The organism is Halobacterium sp. MBLA0001, assembly GCF_049705385.1.
Classification (GTDB): Archaea; Halobacteriota; Halobacteria; order Halobacteriales; family Halobacteriaceae; genus Halobacterium; species Halobacterium salinarum.
In genome coordinates, this window is the sequence record NZ_JBNAMQ010000008.1 from 196,125 (window position 1) to 209,768 (window position 13,644).

Genomic DNA, 13,644 nt, shown 5'->3' on the forward strand with positions numbered 1-13,644 from the left:
GGTTCTACAACAGTCTGCTACAATACGCGATTCAGTGAGCCGATCGCACTCACTCGCTAAAAGCACCTGCCACAAGCAGTGGGAAGACGAGCATTGCTTCTGCCTCGACCTGCGTGTAATTCGTCTGCTCATCGTCTTTGATTTCCCCCACGATACTGCCTCGTTCGGGGGCGCTCCAGAGAGCGATCCATCCCAGCGGTCACGAGTCCTTCTTTCTGAGAGACACACGCTCTATATCTAACGATCAGCTGCATTACCCCTGTTCATGATTGAGGAGGGCCAACAAGCACAGAACTCTCTCTACTGCCGGTTGGACGGACTCTTGAGCGTCTCCGAACTATTCTTCTGTAGTGGTTGCGACTTGCGAGTCTCGGCGCAGCGTCTTTCGACGAATCGCACACCAGCAGCGCGTCGAGTGGCCCGCATATGACTCGACACCGCTGTACGATCGCTCCTCACTCAGTGGGTTAGAATCGGACGTTCGAGTCGTCTCGAGTGTCTGGTTTACGCACCCCAATCATAACTCACTCGAACAGTTGGTCTGCTCGATTCCTCTGGCCTACTTCCGCTTCGAGCCCCACGACTGCTACGGAAGTTCCACACGCTACGAGATGGACACCCTCTTTCGCGTGTTCATGCTGAAAGAACTCCACGGATGGCAGCACGAAACATCTCTCGTCGAGTACCTCGATAGCCACCCCGAACTTTGTGAACGCCTGGGATTGGAGTCAGCCCCTAATCAATCGACACTGTGGCGCACCTGGAACGAGCGCTTCACGGGAAATATTCGGGAAACGATCCAGAAAGCGGCTCGCACGATCCTCATCAAAGCGCAGAACGCGGATGTCGCCGTGCCACGCGAACCAGAACGAAACCTCTCACATCGAGGCGACGACGCGGACGAATCTGTCCCAAACGATCAGGCCATCCTCGACAAGGCCGAGAGGGTCACCGACCACATCAGTCGCGTCGTGTTCCCCGCGTTCTCGCTCAATCGTGGTGAGGGCTGTGAGATTCCTGAGAACGCTTACTGGGGCTTACAGACCTATTTGGGGCTCCGTGAGAACTTGGCGGCTAACGAGGGCGCTCGCAGCTTCATCCACGAGTCAACGCGGGAGCGAACGCCACTGGGGCACGGCCATCGCGATCAGATTCGTGATCTCTCTATCGAGCGGATTCGCGAGATGTACCGACAGGCGGTCCAGCAACTCATCAACGAACTTGCGAGGACGGAGGAGTTCTTCCGGGCGGGTATCGTCGCAATCGACATCACTGAGGATGATCCCTTTACGGGCGACCGAACCGGCCACGAGGACGAGATCATCGGGACGAAAGAGAAGACCGACGAATACGCCTACCAATGGGCAACAGTCCAGCTCGTAGGCAACGCTGTTCCACTCGTCCTCGATGCCCGCCCAGTACGGAAGGGTGAGTCACGAAAGGAGATCGTCAAGGACCTGCTCAACTCCGCTGAAGAGCTCGTTCACGTCGATAACGTGCTAATGGACCGAGAGTTCGATAGTCAGCACCTCTTGGAGATGATTAGCCAGCGGGGACTCTCCTATGTTGTCCCAAAGCGGATGCAGGCTAGCGAGAAAGCCCAGGCAAAACGACTCCTCCAACGGGGGCAAGACCGGTACGAGACCGACCGCAAACTCCATCTCGGGAAGAACGAGTGGCACGAGACGACGCTGATCTACCGACGTAAAGAGAACTCTGAACACGACGATCACCGGCAGTACTCGGTGTTCATGTCCAACCGAGGTGGCGGCTTTCTCAGTGAGTACGGCCATCGGTGGGAGATTGAGAGTGGCTATCGGTCGATCAAGCGATTCATGGCTGCGACGACATCGACGAATTTCGGGCTGCGGTTCTTCTACTTCGCGTTCGCCTGTTTGTTGTACTCCATTTGGCGAGCAGTCGACCTACTCGTCCAAGTCGAGTTGACGGGTGAGTACGAACACGCACCGATGGTGACTGCCGATAATACGCTGACGCTGCTGAAGAAGGAGACTGGAATTGGATAGGGCGGTACTCGGTCCGGGGCAATGCGGATTCCTGAGTGGCAACGCTGTCGGGGATCTCGGAAACTCACCGATCTGGTCGGTAGTACGACACGAGAAGATCCTCGAAAGAGGATTCGAAGCGTCCTCCCCTCACAAATTCGCCCGAAACCACGCATTACAGCCCCGCTAAACCCGCCGTAGTCTCAACTTCCAGACTGGATATTTGATATAGCAGAATATAGTTTATTTGGTGGCGGGTTCGGCCTATTCGATAGATAGGGGTCTGGGAACCGGTGAAATCGATGAATTCCAACTTTTGCCTTGATGGTCGTGATTACTCCAATAATCACGACCAGATTGAAGTACCTTGCCGCTGTTGGTGAAGCACGAAAGATGCAACCGCCCCAGAACCCCGCTTTCCCAGGGTAGAGCCGTCACCACAGCGGTTCGTGATTTCCCGTCTCACTCAGTTACTATGGTCGAACTACTGAACGGCTACCCTCACTATAGAACGAACCACCTCAACCTATATTAAGATGGAGCGCGAACTAATGAATATGACTACAGACGAATCGGATTCCAGGGGTCTGAAGGACCGCCAGACCACGGGTGAAGACCGAGTTCGGATGGTTGCTCGGCAGCTCTCGGAGCCTCAGACGGTCAATTGGATCGCTTCCGAAGCAGACTGGTCACATGAGCCAACCAAGCGCGTTCTCGAACGCCTCGTCGACGATGGGATTCTCCACCGTGACGAAAGCGGGCCGCACACGACATATTACCCTGATTACCGCCGTCAGGCAATGCAAGAGGCGATGCGCCTGCGGGATAGTGGGCATTCTGTTGAGGAACTCACGGACCGTCTCGCCGATATGAAAACCCAAATTCGAAACTGGGAGGACGAATTCGACGTTGAGTCACCGAACCAGCTTCGCGGGACGCTTGCTGACGAGTCTCTCGACGCCGAGGAGGAAGCCCGTCGCCGTGAGATTGCCCGCGAATGGGAACATCTCCAACGCCGCATCAAAATCGTCGGGTTCGCCATCCGTGAATGGGACTTTCTCGCCCCGACAGAGCCCGCTGAGGCCAGTAGCTGACGGATGTCGGTCCCACATCCCGGCGGTGACCCGAATGCGAATCTCTACGCACAGCTAAAGCGCGATGTCCTCGACCGTGTGCCCCAAATTACGGCAGTTGAGTACATTCCTGATGATATCGAGGCCAAACAGCTCCGAGCAGTATTCGATCCAAACCGGCTCACCCCACCGACGGGACCAGAATCGCCGGAATTGACCGTCAAATGGTACCGCCAAGACCCACACGATTGGTTCCGTATCAACTACACCGACCCAAATACAGGCTTTCACGCAGGCTGGCATCAGGACGAAGACCACCCTGACCTCGGTCGGGCACATTTCCAGTATTCCACTGCCAATACGGACGACTCATTCGTCTTTAGCTAAGACTCACACCTCGGTTGCGTAGCGGTAGCGAGCGTCTCCTGTAAGACCGGACGTTGCTGGTGAATCTTCTGAGCATCCTCGATCAGCCGCTCCAGCAACGGCGGTGGTGAGTAACCGAGATACTCACCGAGTTCGTGGAGGATGAGCTGGGCGTGCGACCGGAAGGTCGCCGCCCAGCGTTCTGGCGGAAACACGATCTCGTCATCAGCCTGCTCGGTCACCAGATCCAACAGCTCACGACTCACCAGCAGCGACAGCAACGCCGCATACAGCAGAATTCTCACGATATCCGGGTCGCTTGTGTCGAACTCGTCCAACTCGTACTGCGTCTTCAGTTCACGAAACAGCGTTTCTACCTCCCACCGACACCGATACAGCGTTGCTAAATCCTCCGGGAAGAACTCCTCTCGCGATAGATTCGTGATATACAGATGGTAGTCGTCGGCGTCCTTGTCACGGACGCCGACGACGCGGAACCGCTTCGTGTCCAGCGACCGCGTTCCTTCGTACTGGCCTCGCTTGAACTCCGCTTCGACCTCAACGTCGATGTACTTCCGAGAGAGATCATCGACCACATCGTGGATCTGCTTGCCCTCTAAGGGAATGGCGCGCCCGCGCCATTCCCGTAATTCCTCCGTTATCACCGGATTCGCGTTCTGCTTCAGCCGACTCACGAAGTAGCCGTCGTTCTCGTCGATTAACGCGAACCGGCGGTACTTGAAGTACGCTAGATCGAACAGAACGAGCCGTCCTTGGAGCCACGAACCCGTCTTGAACAGCGTGCTGTCGTGCGCTTTTTCATCGGTCACGTCGAGTCGTTCAATCGTCTGCTCGGTGGCGTTGTGGAGCAGGTGGAACTTCGCTCCAGCCTGCTCCTCGTGACGGGCTTGGAACTCATCAGAGAGGAATTCGTGCAACCGCAACACCGTTCCATCAGCGATCATCACGTCCCTGAATCGGTCGATATCAGCGTCAACAGCGTTGGGAACAGCGACCTCGTCGAGACCACGCTCGACGAGGTCGCGGAGATACTCTGCCAACGTCGGCGTCAACCGCTGATGGAATCCACCGGGAGAGATCGTTTCATCAGCTGTGGAGTTGTAGCAGCGTCTGAACCCGGCGAGTGTTCGGCTCTCGCCTGCGGCGAAGCCGAACACGAGCGCCCACACGAGGACGGGAATCTGAAGCTTGCCCTCTCGCTCAACCACGCCGAGTTCCTCGGCGTGCTCTTCGAGGAACTCGGAGGGAAACAGTGTAGTGAGCCGACGCATGATTCTCGTTGAGGAGCGAGGGTTGTGCACAGACTTCTCCTCCTCATTCCTCTCGAAAAGTAGCCTCGATAAGCCGTCGCTGTCACGCGGTTCTCGTCTTAGCTAAAGACGGATGTCTACGAGCTGTTGAAAGAGCAAGCGTTCCTCGGCGTCGTTGAATCAACTCGGACCGGTGGTGGCCGGGGTGAAGGTAGTTATCTCGAGCACCGGCTGGTTCAGGATACCGGCATCGTGCTGAAATCAGTCCTTCGGGACAGCCGGCTGGAAGACTTGGCCTAGTTCCCGTTTCGGTCGCTGACCACACCCCTGATCACGAGTGAATCTTTTTTCTTGTTGGTTAATCAGGATCAGTCCAAATCAGCCGGGAGCCGCCCATCCGGTCGCGGAACTCGATCGCGCTACTCCCCAATAGAGTTAGATGTCTGGATCAGTAACTCGGAGAGACCCATCAACGTGATAAAACCAGCCGGAGTCAAGTAACCGTTCGACAGCATACTCCGCATCGGCCCGCTCGGATGGGAACGTATCATGAGCTAACAGTCGGTCATATGCCTGTACCTGCGAGAGCCCACCTTCCCTATTCTCTATCTCGGGTACTAGGATTTCGTAAGCGTCTTCGATCCACTCTGGGAGCGATCGCGGGTTATTTGCGCACATTTCTCATCAAGCTCGGTTATCCTATGTCCGGTAGTTCGTGCTGAATCCCAATAAGAACTCGGCGGCTGATACGGATTATTTGCTTTAGAGGATCGGCCTGCCACAGTAGCGCGGTTCGATAACAGTCTCGAGTTTCATTACACGGACACACACACCCCGGGTGTCGAGTGTAAATCGATACGTCGGTAGGCTACTCCTCAGCGATCTTTAGAACAGTAGGTGTTGTTAGATGCGATTTTTCCAGAGAAGAAGCTCTCAAATCCTTATTTATAGTAGTTTTACTACTACTATCTATATACTATTTATATATTTTATTATATAGGCAAACACAGATGTGAGATTAGATAGTACAATCGATTTTAGGCTAGTATAGGTCCTAATAGAATTTCATTTATAAGCAATCACAGAGACACAGGACCAAAGCCTTTCTAGGAGTTGTGTGAAGTCTAGTAATCGTCTTCTTCGGCTGCTAACAGTAGATTACCCCGTGTAAACTTCCATTTTGTACGCTGAAGCGGCTGGTCAGTAGACTCGACACAGCTACCGTGTTCAATTTACACTCGACACCCGGGGTGTGTGTGTGTCTTTGAGCACATACGTTTCTCGAGGATCGGAGTATCGAGAAGTGCCGGTGTTACACTCGACACTTGGAGATGCACTCTATCGATCTTCTTCGTGAATTACATTCTCCTATTCTATTTCCTTGGACACTCTTACCGGCGTATTTCAGCATTTACACTCGACAGGTGGTGTGTGGCCGAGACATAGTTTTATATACTCCACCGACCGTCGTGTGTATTATGAGGCGGATGCTTGGAGGTCGACTACTCAGATGAGTAATGAGGATCAGAGTTCTCTCGACTCAATTTGGGAAAGCGAGGATCCGGTCTTTGCAGATAAAGAGCTCCTAGATATCGAACATATCCCAGATGAAGAACGGATTATTGGCCGTGAGGATGAAATATCCAACCTCGCCAATAGTATTCATCCCGCAATTAGAGGTGGAAAGCCTAGAAACACGTTGATCTACGGGAAAACAGGGACTGGAAAAAGTCTCGTGGCTAAACACGTTACTCAAAGTGCCGAAAATTTTGCTCACGAGCAGGGTACGAGACTCGATCGCGCATATATCGATTGTACTCAAGCAACGACGGAGACACAGGTCGTTATCAAACTTGCTCGAACATTCAACCGATCAGATGAAACGGATATCTCCGTACCACTTTCTGGGTTATCGACGAATGCATACTACGATCGTCTTTGGCAGGTCCTCGACACTCTCCACGACGTCGTCATCATCATTCTTGATGAGGTCGACAAACTCCAAGAAAACAACGTGCTAATGCAACTCTCCCGTGCTGGGGAAGCTGGAAAGATTGACTCATGTAAGGTAGGGATCCTCGCGATCAGCAACAAAATCTCATTTAAAGATTCCTTGGATGAACGAGTCTTAAGCAGTCTCCAAGAACGTGAGTTTATTTTCCCACCCTACGACGCAAATCAACTTCGCGAAATTATGCGCCACCGTCAGGACGCATTTCGTGAAGGTGCTCTCACCGATGATGTGATTCCCCTTGCGGCTGCATTCGCTGCACAGGAGCACGGTGACGCTCGAAAGGCACTAGATATTCTTCGAAATGCAGGCGAGCTTGCGAAAGACGATGATAGTGACGTTGTACGGGAAGAACATGTCCGAAATGCACGGGAGAAAGCTGATATCGATCGTTTCTCTAAGCTGCTTCAAGACCAGCCAACACAATCAAAAGCTGCAGTGTATGCCCTCTCATTGATTGCTGATGGAAGTAAACAGGAAGAATTCCCTACCCGTGAAATCTATGAACGATATGAGCGACTCTCTGAATCACTAGATATTGACCCTCTCTCACAACGGCGAATGTCTGATCGGTTGAACGAACAGGTTTTTCTCGATATTCTAGGTGTCACAGATCGAGTTGGTCGTGGTCGTGGGAAGGGAATGACTAATTTCTACTACCTACTAGAAGAGCCTGAAGTCGTGCAAAGTGCTATTGAATCTGATCAGCGGTTCTCCATTGACGGTTGACACCCTCCCCGCGCTGAATCGTGAGGTTATCTCCTCGATTCTCCATAATTTTACACTCGACAGTCGGGGTGTCCCACTCTACCTCTCGGAGTGACGCACTCCCCGAATTTGTATATGGTGTCAATAGGGCCTGATAACCTACTTTATGGTCATTTACACTCGACACCAGGGGTGATATGGAGTTTCTGTTCTGACGGTGATCGTTCACTCGGACACCACACTCATGATCAGGGGTATGCCTCCCGATACGTCGGAAACGTGGGGTGGGTATCTTCCGATTTCGGAGCGAGCTACTTGTCCGGGTTGACTGGCCCTTTGTACTTCGATTTCACCTTGTCTCCTTCCCGCCACTGCCAGTAGTAGTAGCGATTGTCGTTGATCGCTTTGATCGTGATCGTCGCTTTGGCAGGAACGTCATCCGGGAAATCGTCTGGTCGCTCTTCGACCGCTTCTTGATCTGCCGACTCCTCAAGACGGGCCTCTCGTTCCTTATGCTCGGCGAGCGCTTCAGCGTACGTTGCAACGTCTCGGAGCTGCTCCGACTCCGACTCGTTGAGTGTGTTGACGATCTCTGTTGGGAGGTCTGCCGGTGGGGTCGGGGGTTCGTAGGACATCGGCTACTCTCGTGTTAACCAACACGGCTCACGAGTCCATAGTTTTGTTGGTTAAGACGATGGGGGCGGTTCTCGCGATTGTTGGCTGTAACACTACTCGAAACTTCTTTATATACAAGTTTCGTACTATGTTACACCGTGCTCCGGCGCATCGAACTCAAGGTCCTCGCTACGGTCGACCGCGGCGACACGATCTCCGAGCTCGCGGCGAAGCTCGACCACAGCGAGAGCTACCTCTCTCGTGCCGTCGGCGACCTCGTCGAGAAAGGGCTCGTCTACACGGAACACGACGGGCGGCGAAAACGAGTCATCCCGTCGGATGCTCGCGCCGTCGAGCTCTATCAGGACCTCGTTCGCCAGCACTCTCACATTGACTTCCCCGAGCTACTGACCGGCAAGGCACTCGAGGTGCTGTACTACCTCGATCAGCCGCGAACCGTCTCCGAGATTGCCAACCGGAGCGATAACTATCGCAACACCGTTAACCGCGTCCTCAAACGGTTTCGCGACCGTGGGCTCGTCGGAACTGTCGACGGCCACTACGAGTTCAACGCCGACTTCGACTGCCTCCACGAGTTCGCCCGTGAACTCACACATCATCGACATCGTCAACGCCTCGAAGCCGTTGCCCCGAAGGGCACGATTCTCTGGGAGGACTACGACGAATTCCTTGCTCAGACCGAGACGGAGATCGACGTAGAGGGGTTCCACGAAACCGGCCTCGCTCGATTCGCGGTCTATGACCTCCTGTTCCTACTCACCGGCCACCGCTACTACGTCTACTCCGAGGAACTCGACGCAATCTCGACGGCAGCACTCTGCTGTCACACGCTGGTGATCGACGGCGGCAGCCGTTACCGCTCGTACTGTCTCCTCCTGCTCAGTCACGTCGACGTCGACGAGGCGGACCTTCGAGAGCAGGCGGCGAAGTATGGCCTCGAAGACGAAATCGACGTCTTGCTCTGCTACCTCGAGACGCACGGCGAGGTTGTTGACGAGCGGCTCCCGGAGTGGGACGAGTTTCAGAAGCTGGCGGTTGAGTACGAGGTCCGACTATCCTGAGACCGAACGTCGTCGCCAGCCGTGGTGCCAGCCGGCGTCAGTTTGGGTCATAGGGATTCGTTGCTGTATCGAGTCGATAGACATCCTCGACAGCGTCAAAATCGTCGTCAAACGCATATAGATAGCCGAGCCCCTCGGTTTGCATATACGCGACAATGCAGGCGTCGACGAAGGAGAGCGGTTCCTGTTGGCGGAAGAGGGCCTTCCCTGTCGCGATGGCGTTGGTGGTGAGTGAGTCGATGTGGAAGCGGGCGTTTTCTTCCATGCGATCGAGGAGGTCGACGGCTGCGTCGTGGCCGGCGTGGGTCGTGAGGCCGTCGAGCGTTTCCGCGAGTACGTAGTCGAGGACGACAGCTTCCGGGAGCGTTCCATCATCGATGCCCTGGAGCACGGGAAGCGCGGCATCGTGGGATCCATCCCGCCGGTATGCGGCGGCAAAGAGAACTGTCGTATCGATCAGTGCACGAGGCATTTACTCGACGTCGACGCCCCAGGCGTCATGATCGCTCGTGACATCGGTCGACTCCTCACCAGCGTAGCCGTCAAAATCGGCGAACGTGCCCGTTTGCTGTTGGATCACGTGGACCCGGATGCTCCCGTCGTCTTCGAGATGCCAACGGAGCTGATCGCCATCATCGATATCAAGTTCACGCCGAATCCGGGAGGGGATGTTTGCCTGATTTCCAGATACCTTGCTTTCGGCGTCGATTCTGTCGCTGCTCATATTTCCCGGTAGGTGGCCAGCCGTGAAATATCTAGTGTGCCGCCACACTACTCAGTACTACAAGAGAAATCTCTCAGAAGAGGGCGCCGATCGAACCCAGGGATCTGAGATAAGTTCGGAAACGTATTTCCCAATTGGAACTTACTATCCTCTTAATTCCAGATGGCTGTACTGGACGACCTCTCGGGATTCGAGTTCGAGGATGTGATGGAGGACGTCTTCCGCACCCTCGGTTACGAGAACGTCCGGCAGGCTGAGAAGACAGCCGACGAAGGTCGCGATGTCATTATGGAAGAGGTCGTCGACGGCACCCGGCGTGCGATCGTCGTCGAGTGTAAGCACACGGGGACAGTCGGGCGACCGGTCGTCCAGAAACTCCACTCCGCCATTGCGACGTTCGATTTTGACGGTCCAAAGCGGGGTATGGTTGTCACAACAGGGCGGTTCACGAGTCCCGCCCAGGAGTACGCCGACCGCCTCCAGCAGAACAACGACCCGCACCCAATCGAGTTGCTCGACGGCGAGGACCTCCGGGAGATTGCCGACGAGATTGGCCTCGACCTCTATAACGGTCGCATCGAGATTCTCTGCGATGAAACGCTACGTCCCTACGACCCGGCAACAGATCTCGATGCACCCATTCAAGAGGCATTTCATGACATCGAAAACATCGAAGCTGCCGATCTTCCGACACCGCATTCGGCTGTGACGTTCCGCCCGGTGGTCGCGGTTACTGCCGACACGAACGCTGTCTTCGAGACGTCGGTTGGCGTCATTCACCGAATCAACGACCAGACCCGATTTGTTGCCCACGCTGAACGCGGGCAGCCACAGGTCGTTGATGAGAACGTCGCGACGTTGGTCACCGAGAACCTCCACGCCACGGTCGTGCTGGACTCAGAACAGCTTGGGGAGATATTCGACGAAGTCGAGGAGCGCCGGTTCGGCCAGACGCAAACGGGGTACAAAGAGTGGACCGTCGAGCGTCTTCAGCAGCATCACACGACGACAGTGACCTACACTGGCGACAACAACGTCACCTACAACAAGACGTGTGAGCCGAATCTCTCGGACATCTCAGTACAATCAATTGAGCCGGTGTTCCTTCCCGAAGTTCGACAGATGACCGAGATCCAGGAGTACACCTACCCCTACGAGTACTACGCGGCAGGCCCGTCACGAGTGACCGCCGAGGACGGGATCCATCAGTGCGTCTACTGTGACACGAGCGGCGTCGACGAGACGTACACCTACTGTCCGAACTGCGGGGCAATCGCCTGCTCCACTCACATCAAAACGGAGCGGCTGGAAGGCGAGCCTATTTGTACGGGCTGTGCGGTGACGGAACGGTTTGCGCTGAAGACGAAGTACTTCTACGACGGCCAGAATCTCGAGGCGTTCCGCGAGGAGTACGCCGATATGCCGCTCCACGAGAAAACGATGGAGAACAAGTGGCTGGCCGGGGGGAGCGTGGTCGCGACGCTGCTGCTCGTCGTCGGGCTCCTCGTCATCGGTGGCATCATCTGAGCGGACTCGGTGTTCACACGTACCCTATCGAAATGGAGACTCTAGTCTTCGGTAGTGCTTGATCGGTCCTCGCCGAGAACATCCACACTCTTGGGTGAGACATCGAGTTGAACTCCTTCGACGGTGAACTGAACCGAAATGTCGTCGTTTGGTGATGCCAGCAACTGTTCGAGTGCGTCCAAGTCAACGTAATCGTGGAGTTGGTATGTGTCTTCTTCGATCCCACAAGCCTCCAGCGTTTCGATGATTTTGATGAGGAGGTCATTCGATCGGTCCGAACTATCTGATGGAGAATGGCGCATCTAAGCGCTCAGGGCTTTGGGTGACAGACGTTTAAAACGTTAGGAGTCAACCACGGAAGCGATACGCTTCTCTATTTGACTTAGCGCGTTCGGGATAGTGTCGGCGCAACCAGAAGCGATTATGCGCTTTGACGCCGACTGGATGTCTCGCGCCGATGACCGCATTCTGGAGCATCTCTCTGAGGACGGCCCTGATACCCCCAAGGAAATGGCTGATAGCGACCGCGTCCGGTTCTCCCGGCAGCACATCAACGCCCGCTGCAAGACACTCGTCGAATATGGACTCCTCGTCCACCTCGGCAACGGTGTCTACGACATCACACGAGAGGGCGAGCAGTATCTCGCCGGCGACCTCGACGCTCGTGACCTCGACCCCGAATAGCGTTAACTGTCGCCGGCGACCAGGTCCTCGATGAACCGGAAGCCGTTCACGAACGTCACCGAGTCACCGTACCCCTCACTCGCGAGCACGGTTTCGGCCCCTTCGCCGGCCGCGATATCTGTTGTGTAGATGTAGACCTCGGTCGTCGTCCCCGCGCTGAGGTGCTGGGCAGCTAGCGCAGCGAGGGCAGCGTCCGCGCGTTCGACCTCGTCGGCGGGTCGGTCATCGGCGTTCGCGATGTACCGCTGGACCCCGTCCATCACCCGCGAGACGACAGGCTCGGAGAACTCCAGCGGCGCCGCAACCGTCGCCCAGCCCTCGTCGATCGCGGCGTCGACAGGTGGCGCTTCAACGTCGGACTCGTCGACGGTCAGCTCCTCGTACACCCGTTCGGGCAGGACGATAGCGACGTCGTTCCGACGAGCGAACCGCCGAACGGCCTGGTACCGACTGTTCGAGGGTTGTCCCATCGCGACGAACAGGCCGGTGTCGGCGATGTGGAGCCGGCTCACGCGTCGTCAGCGCCGTCGCCGTCGTCGATATCCAACTCGTCGAGTCCTGCCCCAGCTTCCTCGATGTCGTAGTGCTCGTGGACGACGGGCCGGAGCGCCTGGAGGATCATCTCCGCAGCCAGCGGGGAGATGTCGAGGTCCTCGGCCATCAGCCGATGGGTCACTTCCCCACGCTCCCGAGCAATCGCGTAGGTGAGCGCGGTCGCGAGGCCGGCGACGCCGTGGCGGTCAATGTAAGTGTCGATGTCGGCGTCCGTCTCGCGGCGGCCGACGGCGTCGATGAGCGCCGGCGTGATCGTGTACTCGCGGTCACCGGCGGCCGTCGTCACGGTCAGGTCGATCTCCCGGGCGGCGTACCGGCGCGGCTGCTCGTCGTCGGTGACGTCGACGACGCCGGCGTCGACGAGCCGGTTGACGTAGCTATAGGCGGTTCCCTGTGCGAGCTCGAGGTCGTCCATCACGTCCTGGACGGTCGCCTCCCCCTCCCGAGCGAGGTACGCGTACAGCTGGGCCAGCTGTGGCTCCTCGAGGAGATCGGCGACCGAGAGGAAGTCCTGGACGATGTCGCCGTCGGCGCGGTTTGAGGTGCGTGACACGATTCGTTCTTGATTACAGTTTACAGCGAAACAGTAAAGAGTGTTTGGGTCACTCTGCCGGCGTCGCGACGAGATGCTCCTCGAGATCACGCGTCCAGTACGTCGCGAGCCCACCCAGGCGACAGGGGGCGCACAGCTGCAACGGGCCTTCCAGATGCCCGAGTTCCACCCACAACCGCGTGAGCGCTGCGAGCGTGTCGACAACCAGCCCACAGCCGTCACAGGCGACGTGATCGCACTCGTCGGGATCCGGCTCCGTCTGGATCGCACAGTCGACACAGATCGGATGGCTGACCCGTTCGTCCTGTCCCTAGGTATGGGCCTCGCCAGTCTCGGTACCGGGCGGGGCGTCGAAGAAAGCACATCCGTTGAGTTCTTGGCAGGTCCATGCAGGAATGTTCGCTTGCTTCCCCGACATCTTGCTTTCAGCGTCGCTCCGGTTCCTACTCCTGCCAGAAACGAAGGCTAC

At 56.2% G+C, this 13,644-nt stretch carries 13 protein-coding genes and 4 pseudogenes; 8 read left to right on the forward strand and 9 right to left on the reverse strand.

Annotation, left to right across the window (positions count from 1 at the left end; translation table 11 throughout):
- Window positions 1-49 precede the first annotated feature (49 nt).
- Window positions 50-192, reverse strand: a pseudogene (locus tag ACOZ32_RS13355) (deoxyhypusine synthase family protein); the annotation flags it as partial.
- A gap of 158 nt (window positions 193-350) precedes the next feature.
- Here ACOZ32_RS13355 and ACOZ32_RS13360 point away from each other — a divergent pair.
- The 3 genes and pseudogenes from ACOZ32_RS13360 to ACOZ32_RS13370 form a co-directional block, all read left to right on the forward strand.
- Window positions 351-2,027 (forward strand): transposase, encoded by a 1,677-nt coding sequence (locus tag ACOZ32_RS13360; RefSeq protein ID WP_424335308.1) that lies wholly within the window; start codon window positions 351-353, stop codon window positions 2,025-2,027.
- A gap of 536 nt (window positions 2,028-2,563) precedes the next feature.
- Window positions 2,564-3,100, forward strand: a complete 537-nt coding sequence (locus tag ACOZ32_RS13365; RefSeq protein WP_285255095.1) for a DUF7342 family protein — start codon at window positions 2,564-2,566, stop codon at window positions 3,098-3,100.
- 3 nt (window positions 3,101-3,103) lie between these two features.
- Window positions 3,104-3,448: pseudogene (locus ACOZ32_RS13370) on the forward strand (hypothetical protein); the annotation flags it as partial.
- A 14-nt stretch (window positions 3,449-3,462) separates the two neighbouring features.
- Here the strand turns inward: ACOZ32_RS13370 and ACOZ32_RS13375 are convergent.
- The gene (locus ACOZ32_RS13375; RefSeq protein WP_424335330.1) at window positions 3,463-4,737 is read right to left on the reverse strand and encodes an IS4 family transposase; all 1,275 of its coding nucleotides are present in this window, start codon (window positions 4,735-4,737) and stop codon (window positions 3,463-3,465) included.
- Between the two features lie 114 nt (window positions 4,738-4,851).
- Here ACOZ32_RS13375 and ACOZ32_RS13380 point away from each other — a divergent pair.
- Both ACOZ32_RS13380 and ACOZ32_RS13385 read left to right on the forward strand, forming a co-directional pair.
- Window positions 4,852-5,016: pseudogene (locus tag ACOZ32_RS13380) on the forward strand (cell division control protein Cdc6); the annotation flags it as partial.
- Window positions 5,017-6,226: 1,210 nt separating this feature from the next.
- On the forward strand, window positions 6,227-7,456 hold the full coding sequence (locus tag ACOZ32_RS13385) for a Cdc6/Cdc18 family protein (RefSeq protein ID WP_136361162.1): 1,230 nt from the start codon (window positions 6,227-6,229) through the stop codon (window positions 7,454-7,456).
- Between the two features lie 290 nt (window positions 7,457-7,746).
- On the opposite strand, the gene ACOZ32_RS13390 is transcribed toward ACOZ32_RS13385, so the two are convergent.
- Window positions 7,747-8,070 (reverse strand): hypothetical protein, encoded by a 324-nt coding sequence (locus ACOZ32_RS13390; protein WP_136361161.1) that lies wholly within the window; start codon window positions 8,068-8,070, stop codon window positions 7,747-7,749.
- A gap of 138 nt (window positions 8,071-8,208) precedes the next feature.
- Between ACOZ32_RS13390 and ACOZ32_RS13395 the strand changes: the two genes are divergently transcribed.
- Window positions 8,209-9,132 (forward strand): MarR family transcriptional regulator, encoded by a 924-nt coding sequence (locus tag ACOZ32_RS13395; protein ID WP_136361160.1) that lies wholly within the window; start codon window positions 8,209-8,211, stop codon window positions 9,130-9,132.
- 37 nt (window positions 9,133-9,169) lie between these two features.
- Here the strand turns inward: ACOZ32_RS13395 and ACOZ32_RS13400 are convergent, their stop codons facing one another.
- Complete coding sequence (locus tag ACOZ32_RS13400) at window positions 9,170-9,604, reverse strand: PIN domain-containing protein (RefSeq protein WP_012289742.1); 435 nt, start codon at window positions 9,602-9,604, stop codon at window positions 9,170-9,172.
- A complete protein-coding gene (locus ACOZ32_RS13405) occupies window positions 9,605-9,856 on the reverse strand; it encodes an AbrB/MazE/SpoVT family DNA-binding domain-containing protein (protein ID WP_010904200.1) in 252 nt (83 codons plus the stop codon).
- 162 nt (window positions 9,857-10,018) lie between these two features.
- On the opposite strand from ACOZ32_RS13405, the gene ACOZ32_RS13410 reads away from it, so the two are divergent.
- The gene (locus tag ACOZ32_RS13410) at window positions 10,019-11,383 is read left to right on the forward strand and encodes a restriction endonuclease (RefSeq protein WP_012289743.1); all 1,365 of its coding nucleotides are present in this window, start codon (window positions 10,019-10,021) and stop codon (window positions 11,381-11,383) included.
- Window positions 11,384-11,424: 41 nt separating this feature from the next.
- Here ACOZ32_RS13410 and ACOZ32_RS13415 read toward each other — a convergent pair whose 3' ends face one another.
- Window positions 11,425-11,685 (reverse strand): HalOD1 output domain-containing protein, encoded by a 261-nt coding sequence (locus ACOZ32_RS13415; protein WP_010904202.1) that lies wholly within the window; start codon window positions 11,683-11,685, stop codon window positions 11,425-11,427.
- A gap of 121 nt (window positions 11,686-11,806) precedes the next feature.
- Here ACOZ32_RS13415 and ACOZ32_RS13420 point away from each other — a divergent pair, with 121 nt between their 5' ends.
- The gene (locus tag ACOZ32_RS13420) at window positions 11,807-12,067 is read left to right on the forward strand and encodes a winged helix-turn-helix domain-containing protein (RefSeq protein ID WP_008526012.1); all 261 of its coding nucleotides are present in this window, start codon (window positions 11,807-11,809) and stop codon (window positions 12,065-12,067) included.
- 2 nt (window positions 12,068-12,069) lie between these two features.
- Here the strand turns inward: ACOZ32_RS13420 and ACOZ32_RS13425 are convergent, their stop codons facing one another.
- The 3 genes and pseudogenes from ACOZ32_RS13425 to ACOZ32_RS13435 all read right to left on the reverse strand — a co-directional run bounded on the left by ACOZ32_RS13425 (window position 12,070) and on the right by ACOZ32_RS13435 (window position 13,593).
- A complete protein-coding gene (locus ACOZ32_RS13425) occupies window positions 12,070-12,579 on the reverse strand; it encodes a hypothetical protein (protein ID WP_012289744.1) in 510 nt (169 codons plus the stop codon).
- Window positions 12,576-13,175, reverse strand: a complete 600-nt coding sequence (locus ACOZ32_RS13430) for a DUF7437 domain-containing protein (protein WP_012289745.1) — start codon at window positions 13,173-13,175, stop codon at window positions 12,576-12,578. Before ACOZ32_RS13430 ends, ACOZ32_RS13425 begins: the two co-directional genes overlap by 4 nt.
- A gap of 49 nt (window positions 13,176-13,224) precedes the next feature.
- Window positions 13,225-13,593 (reverse strand): annotated as a pseudogene (locus tag ACOZ32_RS13435) (DUF7558 family protein).
- Between the last annotated feature and the right edge of the window lie 51 nt (window positions 13,594-13,644).

Coding starts and splice junctions, on each gene's coding strand:
- ACOZ32_RS13375 (WP_424335330.1), bottom strand. CDS start 4,737: ATGCGTCGGCTCACTACACTGTTTCCCTCCGAGTTCCTCGAAGAGCAC.
- ACOZ32_RS13400 (WP_012289742.1), bottom strand. CDS start 9,604: ATGCCTCGTGCACTGATCGATACGACAGTTCTCTTTGCCGCCGCATAC.
- ACOZ32_RS13420 (WP_008526012.1), top strand. CDS start 11,807: ATGCGCTTTGACGCCGACTGGATGTCTCGCGCCGATGACCGCATTCTG.
- ACOZ32_RS13405 (WP_010904200.1), bottom strand. CDS start 9,856: ATGAGCAGCGACAGAATCGACGCCGAAAGCAAGGTATCTGGAAATCAG.
- ACOZ32_RS13410 (WP_012289743.1), top strand. CDS start 10,019: ATGGCTGTACTGGACGACCTCTCGGGATTCGAGTTCGAGGATGTGATG.
- ACOZ32_RS13415 (WP_010904202.1), bottom strand. CDS start 11,685: ATGCGCCATTCTCCATCAGATAGTTCGGACCGATCGAATGACCTCCTC.
- ACOZ32_RS13385 (WP_136361162.1), top strand. CDS start 6,227: ATGAGTAATGAGGATCAGAGTTCTCTCGACTCAATTTGGGAAAGCGAG.
- ACOZ32_RS13390 (WP_136361161.1), bottom strand. CDS start 8,070: ATGTCCTACGAACCCCCGACCCCACCGGCAGACCTCCCAACAGAGATC.
- ACOZ32_RS13365 (WP_285255095.1), top strand. CDS start 2,564: ATGACTACAGACGAATCGGATTCCAGGGGTCTGAAGGACCGCCAGACC.